Genomic DNA, 15,894 nt, shown 5'->3' with positions numbered 1-15,894 from the left:
TGTGATTTATAACAAAAGAAAAGATCAGGTTTTACGAAAAATGGCATAAGTGTATGAATAGAATTTTCGTTTGAAATACTCTCAATGTCATCGGGCTTTCTTGTAAGTGCATATTGGTTGAGTGAGAATGTTAAACGGATTTGTGCGTCACTTAAGAAGAATTGTAGCTAAAAAAGAGGAAGGAATCCGGGTAGACAAAAATTAGCGCGTCATTCGGAAAGAAAAACGCGCAAAAAAACTGAGCGAAAGACAGATACGTAAACGATATGGAGAAGAATATCCCTCAAATGATTTATTCATTTTTAATACATTATTTACTTAATATAAATTGAAAATTATCCCCGATTTGCTTAAGCTCTCCCAGAAAATGGCCAATTCCATCTATAGAAATGCCATCTATTGTCTGTTCTGGAGGGTGGTCAATGAAAAATTGTAGCTGTGTCACATCACTTAAGCCATTTTCTGTTAGGGCTAACACAGGTTTTGAAAAGTATATCGACTGTTCTTGAAGACGTATGGTCATACCGTTTTTATGTAAGAAGTTTTTATGTAATTTTATAATATTCATAGGATCAAATTGTTGGATCTTTCCTTGGCCTATCAGCGTAAAAAGCAAGCCGTTTGTTTCTTTAAAATGGCTAATTTCACGTTCTTTACTTATTTCAGCTTCATGAATAAGATTATCTAAGGAATATGCCAGATGCATTCTCTTTGGTGCTTTAGCTAATGATTCAAATTCTTGTTTTAAGACTTCATAAAGAGTTAGTTGATGGTCGAATAATTCTTCTTTCCATTTTGGAGAGAATGTCTCGAGTAATAAACAAATAGCTAAACCCGAGGGATAGCAACTATGTCTTATTTTATTTGTCATAATAGAGTAGTCTGTTAATGACTTTAAATAACGCTCAAGTACCCGTTCATCTGGTTGATTAACGATATCTTTGTATGCGTGGTATTCGATAAAAAACGCTGGCCCTTCAATTGTTTCAATAAGGTTTTCATATTGAACAAACTCATTGTACTGCTCTTCTCTTTTTCCTCTCCAATAGATGAAGGCTTGAATCGCTTCTCTTTGTTTATTGATGTCCTTCATACGTAATGCCTGGTTAAGCCACTCTCGTTCCTGGATTCTCCATTGAATATTTTCTCTTTCAAGAGGATAAGCCATTCCTGTTAACTCATTGGGAAAACGCGTTTCTTTCTTATGATATTGGTGGCAATGAAAAAGTTCATGAATAAGCGTGGCGTATACTTCTTCTTTATTAAGGATGTTTATATCGACAATGGCTGTTGCTTCATTTTCGAAAATAATCGAGGTACAGCCCGTAAATTGATTGTTCCATGGTAAAATGACTTCTTGACCGTTAAATTGTGGATGATGATATAAATAAATAGACTCATGATTATAATAGGCATAAGGTGAAGCGATAAAGTGTGGCCAATAGTTTGGGAGCATTGTATGAATGGTAGTCACTTCAGTTAATTGTTGGTTGATCATAATAATCTCCTTCATCAGAAGTATTAGTAAATGATAATATATAAACCTAGTGCAATAATAGAAAGGATAATCAGGATAATATATATAAGTGAAAGATTTCTACTGTTTTTCTTTGTAGAAGATCGGTAATTGTCATCACTGCGACTTGTTAATAACAAGGTACCAACAATAGCAGCAATGAGTAAAAAGATAATAATGCCGTATAATACAGTCATAGGACTCTCCTTTTCTCATACTTACTCAATAACCAAGGGTATCTAGTCAAATGTCTTTCTTATGATTATAATGGAAGAGGTTGTATTTTTATAGCTATAGTTTGTCACTTCTTTTTGAAGATATTGTGAAAAGGTTTCCTTAAAAAGTTATAAATACTTTTTTAGTGTTACAATATAATTGAAATTTCTTATGGAAGGGAAAGTTCCTCTTGTTATGGAGAAAGGTATTAGCATGAATAATTCAATGCAGCAACTCGAAAAGCGTCAACCAATTACTAAAATTCTAGCTGCAACCATTAAAACAGGGATTATTAAATCCAATTTGTTTCCAATGTTCGCAGGGTTAACGCTCGCCTTATATACGTATGATTATGGTATTTTAGACAAGATACCAGAAATATTATTTGCCTTATTTGGTTCTATTTTTATTATCGGTTCTGCCGGTGCTTTTAATAATGTTTATGATAGAGATATTGACTCTATTATGGAGCGGACGAAGACTAGACCAACAGTTACAGGTGATATCTCTACTAAGTCAGTGTTAATTCTAGCGACAGTAATGGGGTTAGTAGGTATTGTTTTGTTATCATTAGCAACTCCGCTAGCAGGATTGCTTGGTTTTTTAGGTTGGTTTTTTTATGTTGTTCCTTATACTATGTGGACAAAAAGAAGAACCATTTATAATACGGAAGTTGGGAGTATCTCAGGAGCGATGCCGCCTTTAATTGGATGGGCTGCCATTCATCCAGATATTTTACATCCGGCAATATTAGGCTTGTTCGTTATTCAAGTTATTTGGCAAATGCCACATTTTTATGCGATTGCAATACGTAAACATGATGACTATAAAGCGGCTAATGTTCCGATGTTACCTGTTGTAAAAGGAATTCGTCGCACCTATTTACAAACAAACGTCTATCTTGTTTTGTTAATTTTAACAAGCTTTTTATTCTGGCCATTAAGCCCAGGGTTAACACTTGTATCATTGTTGCTTGGTATTGGCTGGTTAATTCTTAGTATCTATGGTTATAAGAAGATGGATCCGAAGAAATGGGCAAACGCTTTATTCGCCTATTCACTTATCCATATGACAGTCCTTTTTTCAACAGTAATCATTTATTCTTTAGTAGGAATTATTTTTAATTTGAAGTAATTAAGTATGCGATCTTAGCATCATTTGAACTCGAACAATACAGTGTTCGAGTTTTTTTTATTTGGTGAGCAAGTTGGGCAGTTGCCAGTTCGATGTTCGTTCTTGCCAGTTCGCATTAAGTGCATGTGATGATGATCAGAATAGAGGGGTAACGCATCAAAAACTCGTGGCGAGGATAAAAATTGATAGGAAAAGGCAAGAACCGCGTCAAAAATTCGTCTCGGGAGAAATATTTGATAGGAAAAGGCAAGAACCGCGTCAAAAATTCGTGGTGAGGGTAAAATTTGATAGGAAAAGGTAAGAACCGCGTCAAAAATCCATGGCGGGAGTGAAATTTGATAGGAAAAGGTAAGAACCGCATCAAAAATTCGTTGCGGGAGAAAAATTTGATAGGAAAAGGTAAGAACCGCGTCAAAAATTCGTGGTGAGGATAAAATTTGATAGGAAAAGGTAAGAACCGCGTCAAAAATCCGTGGCGGGAGAAAAAATTGATAGGAAAAGGTAAGAACCGCATCAGAAATTCGTGGCGGGAGAAAAATTTGATAGGAAAAGGCAAGAACCGCGTCAAAAATTCGTCTCGGGAGAAAAAATTGATAGGAAAAGGCAAGAACCGCGTCAAAAATCCATGGCGGGAGTGAAATTTGATTGGATACCTGACGAGGAGGCGACTAAAAGCAGTGTCAAGTCGCCGAGTTGTTTTCGTTTACCATTATTTGTAGATCAGATGCTACCGGATCCTTCTGGTGAGCGAATTGAATTTTATTCATCAGTACATGGTTATTGGCATAAGTAAAATAGCGTCCTGCCTTCCTAATGTTTTTAAGGTTTTCTTGCTTCCTTCTGTTTAATATTAACGATTGGTAGCTTAGAGCTGTAGTTAAGCATTTCAATCAATTGTTCGGCCATATGAGTCGGACTATATTTAAAGCCTCCTTTTACCCAGGAAATAATGAGTCCGTAGAGGCCATATACATGATAGTTTGTTATTAATTTATGGTTAATGGCGTTTGGGATGTGATCAAAGCCAATTTCTTCTTGAGAAAGCTGTGTTAAAACGGAAATAATCTTATCTTGAAATCCAGAGAGTGCGTGGGAATGAATCATTACGGAATAGAAACTTTCGTATTGATATACATGTTCAAAAATCTTTACACTTGATGTGGTTAAATCTTTAATATGTAATTCTCCAATACCGATATAAGGTTCACGATAGCTCCGAATAAGATCATCTAGTATATCATTGGTTAATTCTTCTAATAATTCTTCTTTCGTCTGAAAATGTTTATAAAAGGTGCCGCGATTTAAATCCGCTTTTTGTACAAGGTCAGTCACTGTGATTTTTTTAAACTCTTTTTCAGCCATTAAAGTAATAAGAGCATCTTTTAGCCCTTTTTTTGATTTATGAATTCTTCGGTCATTTTTCATCAACAATTCACCTTCCCTTTGTTGATTAACTTTTATTAATATACAAGTGATACCCAATGTATTTATTTTTGAACAAATGCTATCTGTTTTGCATATTGTTACTTAAATTATAGAAGATTAAACTGAAAGAGTACAAACTATTTTGATAGCGCTTTAATGAAAGTGCATAAATGAAAGGGGTAAATTTTCTATGAAACTAAAAGATCAAGTAGCCATTGTAACAGGTGCAGCATCTGGTATGGGAAAAGCAATTGCGGAGTTATACGCAAAAGAAGGTGCAAAAGTGGTTGCTGTCGACTTAAATAAAGCAGGTGTAGAAGCGGTAGTTGATGCGATTAAATCTAGTGGGGGACAAGCCCTAGCTCTTGGCGTAAATATTGCTAAATTAGATGAAGTTGAAGGAATGATTGATGCTGCTGTAGCAGAATACGGTACATTAGATATTTTAGTGAATAATGCAGGTATTATGGATGCAATGGAACCTGTAGGAGATATTACAGATGAAAAATGGGATCTGATCTTTGATATCAATACAAAAGGTGTAATGCGAGCTATGCGTAAAGCCATTCCGATTTTCCTTGAAAAAGGGAAAGGCGTGATTGTAAACACAGCTTCAACAGGTGGTTTAAACGGTGCGCATGCTGGTGCAGCCTATGGAGCATCTAAACATGCAGTTGTGGGCTTAACAAAAAACACTGGTTTTATGTATGCAAAAGAAGGAATCCGTTGTAATGCTATTGCTCCTGGTGGGGTGGCTACAAATATTGCGGCTGCATTAAAACAGCCGAATGAATTTGGTATGAGCCGTACTCAATTAGCATCAGCGGTTATGCCACGTGTCGGTACACCGGAAGAAATTGCGAAAGTGGCTTTATTCTTAGCTTCTGATGAATCGAGCTTCGTGAATGGTACGGTTATTACAGCTGACGCTGGTTGGACAGCAGCATTTTAATCTACGCTTTAAACTTGCTGTGCTATATGTAAATGAAACCCAAACTCAACTTGTTTGGGTTTTTTATTGTTCACATTTCCCATTCTAACGTTTCTATTTCTTGTGTGATTGTTTATTGAGTGACCTTCTTTAAATGGTGCTGTGTACTCAAACAACTGCATACTTTTTCAAATCATATGTGTATATGAACAATAATCTGTATGTTTTATGGCTTTGTTTCACCGCTTTTAGGAGAAGGAGTATATAAGGTGGCTAAGTTTCTACCTGAAATGCAATAATTACAAATTTATCACAGTGTATCCCAATGCTTACATTGCTTGTGATAAACTAAAAATAATCAAATTGGAGAGAAGTGTTCGAGATGAAACAGAAAATAATCATTGAATATAACAATGTACAGATGATAAAAAAATAGAGGTACGGGGGAATGTGAATTGGTATTAAATCATAGAGGGTTCGATGAATGGGCAAAGGATTATGATCAATCCGTAAAACGATCTGAGGAAAAAGAGGCTTATCCTTTTGCTGGTTATCAGGATGTAATCAATCTTGTATATCATATGGCAGGACATCATCCAACATCAACCATTTTAGATGTAGGCTTTGGCACGGGGACGTTAACAAAACGATTGTACGATGACGGCCATATCATCTATGGCATTGATTTTTCAAAAGAAATGATAGCCATTGCACAGGAAAAAATGCCAAACGCTTATCTTTTTCAAAGAAATATTGAAGAGGGTCTTCCACCCGAATATAAGAAGCAAAAATTTCATGCCATTATCTCTACCTATGCACTTCATCATATAACAGATAAGAAAAAAGTCGAATGGATTCAACAACTATCCTTTTCGTTGCATGAAGGAGGGGCAATTATTATTGGAGATATTGCCTTTGAAACAAGAAGTGCGCATGATCAATGTAAGAACAGAAGTGAAAAAGATTGGGATCATAGTGAATTTTATACCGTCTATGAGGAACTAAAGGAAGAATTAGTAGCATTAAAGTTTAAAGTAGATTATAAGCAAATCTCTCATTGTGGAGGCGTATTATTAATTCGACCATAACTAGATGCCCCCCCTTAAGTGAGAAAGGAATGAAACATGAATAAAAAGCAGAAGAGAATTGAGCAAATCACACGTTTGCAATCACCATTACGATGTCCTATTTGTAAGGAAGTTTTGCAGGTGGAAGACAATAGTCGACTAATTTGTAGCCATCGCCATAGTTTTGATATTACAAAGCAAGGCTATATTAATCTCCTGACTCATAAAGTAAACAGTCATTATGATAAGGAGCTATTTGAAGCAAGAAAACAAATCATTACAAAAACAAAACTATACAATCCGTTACAACAGTTAATAATTGCGCATATACAGGAGCTTAGTCAAGGAAAGACGATTGCTGATGCTGGTTGCGGTGAAGGCTCGCATTTACATATGATCGTAGAAAAGCTAAATTTAACTAAGCAAAAGTATGTAGGTGTCGGATTAGATATTGCAAAAGAAGCAGTTAAAATGGCAGCGGGCAATGATGATGAGTGGATATGGCTTGTTGGGGATTTGGCGAATCTACCAGTCACCGATCACTCCATCGATGTGCTATTAAATATTCTATCGCCTTCTAATTATCAGGAGTTTAAAAGGGTGTTACGAAAGGATGGCATCGTAATTAAGGTTGTGCCTCGTCCTTATTATTTATTTGAGTTAAGAAGTGCATTATCCAAAAATAATCACTATGATAATCAAGAGATACTACAATTGTTTAAAGAACATTTTCATGTGATAAGTCAAAACAGTTTGCATTACACTGTAGAACTTAGTAGTGAAGAGAAGAAACAACTTGTGAAAATGACACCCCTCACTTGGAGTGGACAAGAAAATACGAAGAAGTTGTTTATTGAAGGGGATCATAATGAAATTACGGTTGACCTTGAAGTAATCGTCGGTAGATTAAAATAAATGAAGCTGGGGGAAATGGCTATAAACCCCTGGATTTGTTTAATATTCTGAATAGTGTTGTAATAAATAGGGGTGGCAAATATGCAAGAAGAGATAATGGAAGCGCTAAGGTTAAGAAAACAAGGTGAATTGTTGCTATCTAATCAGCGATTTTTAAAAATGTTGGAATCTTTCCCCGATGATGCAAATCTTTTATACCAAAGTGCTTGGAGTTATGACTTGCTCGGTGAAGAAAGAAAGGCTGTGTCCCTTTATGAAAAAGCCATTCAAAAGGGACTAAAAGAGGGATTGGATGGGGCTTATATTGGTTTAGGAAGTACACTTAGAACGTTAGGGGAATATGAAAAATCTAAAGCGGTATTAGTGGAAGGAATTAATTTATTTCCCGATAACGGTGCACTAGTGGCATTTTTAGCAATGACTTTATATAACTTAGAGGAACATGAATTAGCGATGAACCATTTGTTGAGATTATTGGCTAATACTTCAAGGGATGAGTCAGTTACTGCTTATCAAGGTGCGATTCATTTTTATCGCGAGCAATTGAATAAAACATGGGAGTAGGTATGCGTCAGATGAGTAATATAGCAGAGTTACAAAAAGAGGTTGGGCAATTTAGTAAGGAAAAAGGCTTTGATAAAAACACCGTAGAGGCTCGTGCCCTCTTTCTCGTGACGGAGGTAGGTGAAGTGGCAAAGGAAGTTCTATCACTTTCATGGGAAGAGGATAAGGAAGTGGTGAAAGAACGCCTAGGTTTAGAACTATATGATGTTGTATGGAATGTGTGCGAGCTTGCGAATAAATTAGATATAGATTTAGAGAAAGCCTTTGCACAAAAGAGTGAAATGAATCGCAACAGAACTTGGGAATAAAAAAAGTGGTTGAATGATTCGATATCAACCCCTTTAAATAATTAGTAATGCTCTTGAATCGTGAAACGAATGTAAAAGGTTGTCCCAGATGAGTCTGTAGTAAATTCAATAGTAGCATTGTTTCTTTTGGCAATGGTGAACGAGATGGCTAGCCCGAGACCCGTTCCCTTTTCTTTTGTTGTAAAAAAGGGGGTAGAGATCTTATTCATTACTTCAGGGGCAATTCCTGTACCTTCGTCTGTTATAGATAATACGACTTGACCACGATCTAAGTATGTACGAATATGTATAGATGCTTTCGCTTTCATTGCATCTAAAGAATTATTTACCATATTTATGATTAACTGTCGCATTTCGTTTTGATCTAAATTTAATAGTGGTAAAGGGTGTAAATGAAGATGGATTTTTTTATTTTCTTTAAGTGCTCTCGTCTCTAGCAATGGATAGATCGATTGAATGATTTCGTTGAGGTGCTCCTTCTCTTTTCGCCTAGGCTTATTCTTAGCCATATCGAGAAATTCACTAATAATAGTATTTATGCGATCAATCTCATTAATCATTAATAGGAAAATTTCTTGATATTTTAGTAAGTCTTCATTTTTTTCTACTAACTGAAGAAAGCCTTTCACAGTTGTTAGTGGATTACGCACTTCATGGGCGACACCAGCTGCCATTTCCCCAATCAACCGTAATTTTTCATAGTAAGCTTTTCTATCATCTTCTTTCGTCGTCTCTGTTATATCCTGCATAATAACTAGAAGGCCTGTTGTATCGGGTATTGTTTTCACTTTAAAATATTTTTCATTTGTGTATGAGAGGTTAAAGTTAATGCCTTTTTGCTTTTTGTATGATTGATATAACTGTTTACGAACTTTATTACATAAATCTGGGATAGCCTCACAAATATTTCGGCCTAGTATTTCATCTTTTACTATATTTAACATATTTTCTGCCGAACGATTAATAAATAATAGTTGCATATCTTGGTTTAAATAATAGCAGCCATCAGAGATGTTTAGGAGTATCTGGTGGAGGTGAAGATTATTTAATCGATTCTCTTCGGGAAAGATAGAAAAGTTCTTTGTCGTAGTCATCTGATGTAAAATCGCTCCTCTTCATTATTGTGAGTTAAATGAAAGAGGCTATGAGGTGTACACAAAGCCTCTTTATTAAATCAATACTTCTCTATTATTCTAATGTGATGGTGTAAAGTCCAAATCCATTATTACTTGGTCCAATATATTGAATCGGACTATTTTCAATAAGTAAATCTTTAGCCGCTATTGCCGACTCAAATTGAATGTTTGGTGTATTTAAAACAGACGTGAATGTCCAGTTATTATCTGCAGTAGGATCGATGGTGCCTTGCTCAAGAATGTAATCAATGATTACTTGTCTGTTTTCATCTGGATACATAGTAACTGATTGTTGGTTTCTTACACCTGGGAACTGCCCACTTGCGCGATAATTATTAGTCGCAACAATAAAATTTTGCTCAAGATCAATTGGTGCACCTTTATAGCTTAAATCTTTGATTCTATTCGCATTTGCATTAATTAACTTTCCTTCAGTATCATATTTGGCAGGCTCTGTTACATCAATTTCATAAGTGACTCCGTCTATCACATCAAAGTTATATGTTGGGAATTGATCATTTATTAAAGGTTGTGTTTGTTCCTCGCCAAGTAGGATTTGATTAAACTGACCAGCCGACATTTCTAACCATTCTTTTATATCAGCACCAGTTACTTTAATAGCTGCAACCGTATTTGGATACAAATATAAATCAGCGACATTCTTAATCGCTATAGTTCCTTCAGGTATATAAGTATAATAATTTGCTCCGTTACGTCCACCAGCTTTAAAAGGGGCTCCAGCAGATAAAATCGGAGTACCTTCTTCTGGTGTACCAGCTAGTTGTTTTTCTAAATACCATTTCTGTGCATTGGTAACAATTTGAATGGAAGGATCATCTTTTACTAATGCAAAGTAACTATGAATATTGGCAGTCGTATTGCCAACAGGTTGTCTCACATATTCTAAAGTTTGTTCATGAGCATCTTGGATAGCATCTAGTATGTCTGGATCGGCAACTACATTGGTTTCGTCATCTGCATCATAAACGCTCCGCAATTCTGACTGTGCTTTGTTTACCTTCCATTGCCCAAAGGAGGTGGTAAGCGATAAATCAATGACGCCTAAATGATTCCCCCAGTTTCCAGGCATCACAACGGGTACACCATTAATTGTCCCCTCCTCTTCATTTATTCCCGGTAAGTCTGAAAAGTCTCCTGGAAAGAGCTTATGGTTATGACCAGAGATAATAGCATCGATTCCTTTTACTTTTGTTAGCGCATATGTAGCATCTTCATCCATCTCTGTATAATTTTCCGTCCCCATGCCAGAATGTGCGAGGACAATCACTAGATCAGCACCCGCTCTTTTCATTTTAGGAATGGTTTCTTTAACAGATTGGACAATATCTTTCGTATAAACTTTCCCTTCTAAATTCGCTCTATCCCATTCAGTTATTTGTGGTGTCACGACACCAGTTACCCCGATATTTAATAAGTGAGGAAATCCTCTCTCATCTCTAACTATTTTTCTAATGATTTTGTATGGCTGGAAATATTGCTTTTCTTTCCCTTTTCCTTTTTTTACGTGATAGACATTACTATTAACATAAGGGAAGGGGGCATCATTTAATACCTCATTTAGAAATGATAATCCGTAATTAAATTCATGATTCCCTACAGTGGCAGCATCATAATCTAGAAGCTTCATAGCTTGGAATACTGGGTGTAATTCTCCGGGTTTGATTGGATTGATCTTTGCTTTATAATCCCCTAGTGGATTCCCTTGAATCAGATCACCATTGTCGAAAAGAAAGCTATTTCTCTCCTCCGCCCTTGCTTCTTTGATTAAAGTGGCTGTTTTGGCTAATCCGAAATCCGCCACTTCTTTGTCTTGATAATAATCATAGTTGGAAAGGTGGGTGTGGATATCAGTCGTCCCCAATAAGCGAATATTTACTTTGCTTTTAAAAGGATTTGGAAAATGATTCGTTTCTGCTGACTCTGCATAAGAAATTCCTGGTAAAGAAGAAATCACAAGGATAAAAGCAAGACATAAAAAAGTAATTTTCCTTATCAAAATCATCGCAACTCCTCTGTATTGATTTTTTAATCTTTACTTCACACCTCAGTAAACAATCTATTTTTCAACATAATAGTAACTATTTTCTATTTTTTTTGATAGAGGAGAAAAGAAGGGTTTTTGTCGAAGATTTTCCTTAGAGAAACTAGGAAGAGCAAGGATGATGAATAATGGGGGACTTTTATCATGAGTATTTCCAAAAAAATAGTTCAAATGTTTTCTTCGTTTTCTTTTATCACCTCATCATGATTACTTAGATTTTTTTTTGAGGGAATGAAGTTTATTTATTATATTAACGATGTTCGATTGAAAATAGGATTCTAAGTAAAAGGAGAGGATATTTTAAAATGCCATTGCATAGGATGGTAAAGTAGCTTTTACTCAACGATATACAGGGGGGTTGGACGAGCATGTTGTATGATTGTATCATTATCGGCGGTGGGCCTGCGGGGTTAAGTGCCGCTTTAGTATTAGGTCGAGCAAATAGAACGGTACTGTTACTTGACCATCATCGTCCGAGGAATCGATTTACCACTTATTCACATGGCTTTTTGACACGTGATGGCATAGAAGTAGAACAGTTTAGACAGTTAGCTTATGAGGAAATCATCCATTACCCTTCTGTTACAATAAAAAATCATGAAGTCATCCATGCAAGAAAAAATGACCAATCTTTCGTTATTGTAACGTTAGATAAAGAAGTATACGAAGGAAGAAAAATCGTAGTTTCAACAGGGATTAGAGAAAGACTACCTCAGATTAATGGGTTGGCACCTTTGTATGGAAAAAGTGTGCATAATTGTTTTTATTGTGATGGTTGGGAGCAGAGAGGTAAAAAAATTGCAGTTTTATATGATCATCTTGGGTCATTTCATTTAATCAAACTTATTCATCAAATAACAAAACAAATATTAGTATGTACAAATGGTTTCTCAATAGACAGGAGGATAAGAGACCAGTTACTAAGTAAAGATATCCTTGTCATAGATTATCCGATTAAGGAATTAGTTGGAGAAACGGGGAGTCTTTCCACCATTATTTTCACAAATGGTAGAACAGAAAAAGTTGATTCGCTTTTTGTCAGTCCAAGATGGGAACATAATGGGACCATTTTATATGGATTAGGCTGCAAGAAAGATGTAAATGGTAGAGTGGTTCGTGATATACATAATCGGACGACTATATTTGGTGTGTATGCGACTGGTGACGCTGCATTTATTTCTCCTTCTCAAGTAGCGATTGCTGTTGGAGATGGTTCGCGTACTGCTATAACAGTTTCAGGTGATTTGGCAAATGAGGATTTTTAGTAGTGTTATATAATTTGACTAGTTCGCTAATATAAGTAAGTTCATGTTCCCCTACTTATATCTCCCCCCACAAGTGCTTCATAAAGAAACAATGATCTTTCCCCTCCGACAAATCATTTACTAATTTTTTTACTAAAGTACGAATTATTGGGACATATGTCCTTTTCAAAAAATGTTTGTTATCTTTAAATAAGAAAAGAAATGAAGAGGAAATAGGTGTTGTACATGAGTAGAGTGGACATTCAGTTTTATATGGATAAATATAATCTGCATGAGGTGTTACCCGAAAGGCTGTATCCTCATTTGAGTTTGCATACTGTAGAAAAGGGTGAGCAGCTTTGTAGACAAGGGGAACCGGCGAAGACTTTGTACATCGTAGTGAAAGGAAAAGCAAAGGTATTTACGACATCTGTAGAAGGAAAAACACTTGTCCTTTCATTTCAAACACCGATTGAGTTGATTGGTGATATTGAATATATCCAAAACATTGATATTATCAATACAGTTGAAGCGGTATCTTCAGTAACAGTGATAAAAATCCCTTACAAATTTATCCGCAAACATTGCGAACAATATTCCCCGTTTCTCATGTTTATGCTTAAGGTTATTACGGATAAATTTAATGCAAAATCAAATTTTTTAAAATTAAATGTGCTCTATCCAGTAGAAGTCAGACTAGCTAGCTATTTATTATCGCATTCATTTGATGAGGAACACTCATTAGTGACAGGTGTGCATAGTACAAAAAATTTAAAAGATACTGCTAATCTCATTGGAACGAGCTATCGCCACTTAAATCGAGTGATTCAACAATTTAATGAACTTGGTTTAGTTGAAAGAAAAGATAAATGGATTCAGATTAAAGATTGGGAGGGCCTGAGGGAAATGGCTGGTTCGTCCCTATATGAATGACACAACAGGAGAGGCTATATATGAAAAAGTATCAATATTTATTTTTTGATGTGGACGACACATTATTAGATTTTAGGCATACGGAAAAAAGGGCATTAGAGCGTTTGTTTGCGCAAGAAAATATCATGTTAACTGATGAGTTAAGAGGGGATTATCATCGCTATAATAAAGGGTTATGGCATGCGCATGAACGGGGAGAGATTGGCAAAGAGGAACTTTTAAATACAAGATTTACCGAGTTCTTCCGACTTTATGGAAAGCAAGTAGACGGCTTAAAAATGGAGCGGAGTTACCGCAATTTTTTATCTGAAGGGCATGAACAATTAGATGGTGCGCTTTCTCTTATTCAAGAACTTTCCACGCAATATGAACTTTATATTATGACGAATGGTGTAGCACAAACGCAAAATCGCAGGTTACGTGATTCCGGTTTGTTTCCTTATTTTAAAAATATTTTTATCTCAGAAGAAACTGGTTTTCATAAGCCGATGAAGTCATACTTCGATTATTGTTTCCAGCGCATAGATCAGTTTAATTGTGGAAAAGCACTCATCATTGGTGATTCGTTAGTAGCTGATATAAAAGGCGGTCTTGCTGCGGGAATGGATGCTTGTTGGATGAATGTTGCAAAAGTAGCTAATGACACAGACATTACACCAACTTATGAAATTAATAAATTAGTTGAGCTCTTACCTATATTAGAAGGGAGGGAGTGTATTGACTCATAATCCAAAAGGTAAAGAACGAATGATACTAGCATTACTTTTAGGGATGCTAGCGACATTAGGACCGTTGAATATTGATATGTATTTACCAAGCTTTCCGAGCATTGCTTCGGACTTAGAGACATCGGCTTCTATGGTTCAATTGAGTTTAACAGCTTGTTTAATTGGATTGGCTTTTGGACAATTGGTGATTGGTCCGATTAGTGACGCAAAAGGAAGGAGGAAACCACTTTTAATTTCTATTCTTCTTTTTGCTGGTGCCTCTTTTTTATGTGCAGTTTCCCCTAATATTACAACCCTTATTATTGCAAGATTTTTGCAAGGAGCTACTGCCTCGGCGGGAGTTGTCTTATCGCGAGCGGTTGTAAGAGATACATTTAGTGGAAGAGAATTAACGAAGTTTTTTGCGCTATTGATGGTCATTAATGCGGTTGCTCCGTTAGTCGCTCCAATTGCTGGGGGAGGCATTTTGCTTTTTCCTTCTGCCAGTTGGCATTGGATATTTATAAGCTTAGGAATCATTGGATTCATTATTTTTCTAATTGTATTTTTAAAACTTAAGGAATCCTTACCGGTAGAGAAGCGTAGGCCAAGTTCCTTAAAATCCACGTTTCAGACAATGGCAGATTTGAGTACAGACCGTTCTTTTATTAGTTATGCTTTAATCGTTGGCTTCGTTCATGGAGGGAGTTTTGCTTATGTCTCAGGTACGCCGTTTGTTTATCAAGGGATATATGGAGTTTCCCCGCAAGTATTTAGTATTCTATTTGGCATAAATGGTCTTGCAATTATATCAGGAAGTTCCATCGTAGGTCGTTTAGGTGGAAAAGTGCCAGAGAAAAAATTGTTGAAAATCGCGGTAACAGTCGCTGCATCGTCGACATTATTCTTACTCTTGATGACGATTATAAAAGGACCGCTAGCATTAATCGTCATCCCAATCTTTATTTATATGCTCTCAATGGGAATGGTTTTGACAAGCTCATTTACATTAGCAATGGAATTTCAAGGGCATCGGGCAGGCAGTGCAAGTGCCATTTTAGGAATGCTTCCACTTGTGGTAGGAGCGATGGTTTCTCCATTAGTAGGGTTGAATGAATCAACAGCGATACCGATGGGCGCCATTTTGTTCGTTACATCTTTTATTGGTTTTACTCTCTTTTACACTGTTGCCAATCGTAATGAAAAGCAACCAAATAATGTGTAGAAGCATAGGATGAATCATTCATCCGAACTATTAATCTGCATCTCTATTGTTGGAGTAGTAATCTAACAAATGGAGGTGCAGTTTCTTTATGGGCAAATGAAATGAAGAACAAGGAAGGGAAGTCTCTTACTAAGAATAGATGATGTAGCAAAGTATAAACCTTAAGCATCTATGTGAATAAAGGGAAATAGTGGGCAGGTAATGGGGAGTTAAAGACATTAGTAAATTAGGAGTTTTCCGACTAATGGAAACAACTATAGGTCTTATGATAGTTTCGTCAAACAATCAAAGGACAATATTTAAAAAGACTATGGATTCTAGTTAACTTGGTAACGACTATATTTAATCGACCACTTGATCAGTATTGATCACTTCTTGCAATAGAGAGATATGGTCATCGATAATATGATTTCTAGGATCTTGTGGGTTAGTAATATGTTTTTTCATTCTTTGCAAAAAATGTAATTCTCTTTCCATTAATCGTCTTTCAATTGAATCAAGCATATATGAA

General features: G+C 36.0%; 17 protein-coding genes. 11 read left to right on the top strand and 6 right to left on the bottom strand.

Features of this window, described 5'->3' with window-relative positions; all coding sequences use genetic code 11:
- Positions 1-310: 310 nt before the first annotated feature.
- Together H9655_RS14400 and H9655_RS14395 are read right to left on the bottom strand one after the other, a co-directional pair.
- Positions 311-1,498, bottom strand: a complete 1,188-nt coding sequence (locus H9655_RS14400) for a cyclin family protein (RefSeq protein WP_191815187.1) — start codon at positions 1,496-1,498, stop codon at positions 311-313.
- 23 nt (positions 1,499-1,521) lie between these two features.
- A complete protein-coding gene (locus H9655_RS14395) occupies positions 1,522-1,713 on the bottom strand; it encodes a hypothetical protein (protein ID WP_191815185.1) in 192 nt (63 codons plus the stop codon).
- 232 nt (positions 1,714-1,945) lie between these two features.
- Between H9655_RS14395 and cyoE the strand changes: the two genes are divergently transcribed.
- A complete protein-coding gene (gene cyoE / locus H9655_RS14390) occupies positions 1,946-2,866 on the top strand; it encodes a heme o synthase (protein ID WP_225230653.1) in 921 nt (306 codons plus the stop codon).
- Positions 2,867-3,491: 625 nt separating this feature from the next.
- The gene (locus tag H9655_RS22480) at positions 3,492-3,659 is read left to right on the top strand and encodes a hypothetical protein (protein ID WP_225230652.1); all 168 of its coding nucleotides are present in this window, start codon (positions 3,492-3,494) and stop codon (positions 3,657-3,659) included.
- Between the two features lie 26 nt (positions 3,660-3,685).
- Here the strand turns inward: H9655_RS22480 and H9655_RS14380 are convergent, their stop codons facing one another.
- On the bottom strand, positions 3,686-4,291 hold the full coding sequence (locus H9655_RS14380; protein WP_225230651.1) for a TetR/AcrR family transcriptional regulator: 606 nt from the start codon (positions 4,289-4,291) through the stop codon (positions 3,686-3,688).
- Positions 4,292-4,481: 190 nt separating this feature from the next.
- On the opposite strand from H9655_RS14380, the gene H9655_RS14375 reads away from it, so the two are divergent.
- From H9655_RS14375 to H9655_RS14355, 5 genes are all read left to right on the top strand, one after another.
- Entirely contained in the window at positions 4,482-5,243 is a 762-nt protein-coding gene (locus H9655_RS14375) for an SDR family oxidoreductase (RefSeq protein WP_191815182.1), read from the top strand.
- Positions 5,244-5,677: 434 nt separating this feature from the next.
- Positions 5,678-6,310: a class I SAM-dependent methyltransferase gene (locus H9655_RS14370; protein WP_191815181.1), complete on the top strand. Its 633-nt coding sequence runs from the start codon at positions 5,678-5,680 to the stop codon at positions 6,308-6,310.
- A 36-nt stretch (positions 6,311-6,346) separates the two neighbouring features.
- Positions 6,347-7,204, top strand: a complete 858-nt coding sequence (locus H9655_RS14365; RefSeq protein WP_191815180.1) for a putative RNA methyltransferase — start codon at positions 6,347-6,349, stop codon at positions 7,202-7,204.
- Between the two features lie 81 nt (positions 7,205-7,285).
- Positions 7,286-7,768 carry a tetratricopeptide repeat protein gene (locus tag H9655_RS14360; protein WP_191815179.1) on the top strand — a complete coding sequence of 161 codons (483 nt, stop codon included), beginning with the start codon at positions 7,286-7,288 and terminating at the stop codon, positions 7,766-7,768.
- Positions 7,769-7,779: 11 nt separating this feature from the next.
- A complete protein-coding gene (locus tag H9655_RS14355) occupies positions 7,780-8,076 on the top strand; it encodes a MazG-like family protein (RefSeq protein ID WP_191815178.1) in 297 nt (98 codons plus the stop codon).
- A gap of 41 nt (positions 8,077-8,117) precedes the next feature.
- On the opposite strand, the gene H9655_RS14350 is transcribed toward H9655_RS14355, so the two are convergent.
- Both H9655_RS14350 and H9655_RS14345 read right to left on the bottom strand, forming a co-directional pair.
- Positions 8,118-9,170, bottom strand: a complete 1,053-nt coding sequence (locus tag H9655_RS14350) for an ATP-binding protein (protein ID WP_191815177.1) — start codon at positions 9,168-9,170, stop codon at positions 8,118-8,120.
- A 94-nt stretch (positions 9,171-9,264) separates the two neighbouring features.
- Positions 9,265-11,229 (bottom strand): bifunctional 2',3'-cyclic-nucleotide 2'-phosphodiesterase/3'-nucleotidase, encoded by a 1,965-nt coding sequence (locus H9655_RS14345; protein WP_225230650.1) that lies wholly within the window; start codon positions 11,227-11,229, stop codon positions 9,265-9,267.
- A 413-nt stretch (positions 11,230-11,642) separates the two neighbouring features.
- On the opposite strand from H9655_RS14345, the gene H9655_RS14340 reads away from it, so the two are divergent.
- The 4 genes from H9655_RS14340 to H9655_RS14325 all read left to right on the top strand — a co-directional run bounded on the left by H9655_RS14340 (position 11,643) and on the right by H9655_RS14325 (position 15,383).
- Positions 11,643-12,539 carry an NAD(P)/FAD-dependent oxidoreductase gene (locus tag H9655_RS14340; RefSeq protein ID WP_191815175.1) on the top strand — a complete coding sequence of 299 codons (897 nt, stop codon included), beginning with the start codon at positions 11,643-11,645 and terminating at the stop codon, positions 12,537-12,539.
- A gap of 225 nt (positions 12,540-12,764) precedes the next feature.
- Entirely contained in the window at positions 12,765-13,451 is a 687-nt protein-coding gene (locus H9655_RS14335) for a Crp/Fnr family transcriptional regulator (RefSeq protein ID WP_191815174.1), read from the top strand.
- A 20-nt stretch (positions 13,452-13,471) separates the two neighbouring features.
- Positions 13,472-14,179, top strand: a complete 708-nt coding sequence (locus tag H9655_RS14330) for a YjjG family noncanonical pyrimidine nucleotidase (RefSeq protein WP_191815173.1) — start codon at positions 13,472-13,474, stop codon at positions 14,177-14,179.
- Positions 14,169-15,383 carry a Bcr/CflA family efflux MFS transporter gene (locus tag H9655_RS14325; RefSeq protein ID WP_191815172.1) on the top strand — a complete coding sequence of 405 codons (1,215 nt, stop codon included), beginning with the start codon at positions 14,169-14,171 and terminating at the stop codon, positions 15,381-15,383. Before H9655_RS14330 ends, H9655_RS14325 begins: the two co-directional genes overlap by 11 nt.
- A gap of 342 nt (positions 15,384-15,725) precedes the next feature.
- On the opposite strand, the gene H9655_RS14320 is transcribed toward H9655_RS14325, so the two are convergent.
- Positions 15,726-15,887, bottom strand: coding sequence for a hypothetical protein (locus H9655_RS14320; protein ID WP_191815171.1), 162 nt, complete (start codon positions 15,885-15,887; stop codon positions 15,726-15,728).
- Between the last annotated feature and the right edge of the window lie 7 nt (positions 15,888-15,894).

Origin of the sequence: Cytobacillus stercorigallinarum, assembly GCF_014836495.1 — a bacterium.
Lineage (GTDB): Bacteria > Bacillota > Bacilli > Bacillales > Cytobacillaceae > Cytobacillus > Cytobacillus stercorigallinarum.
Note: the sequence above shows the minus strand (reverse complement) of the source record. Positions and strands in the feature narration are given on the sequence as shown.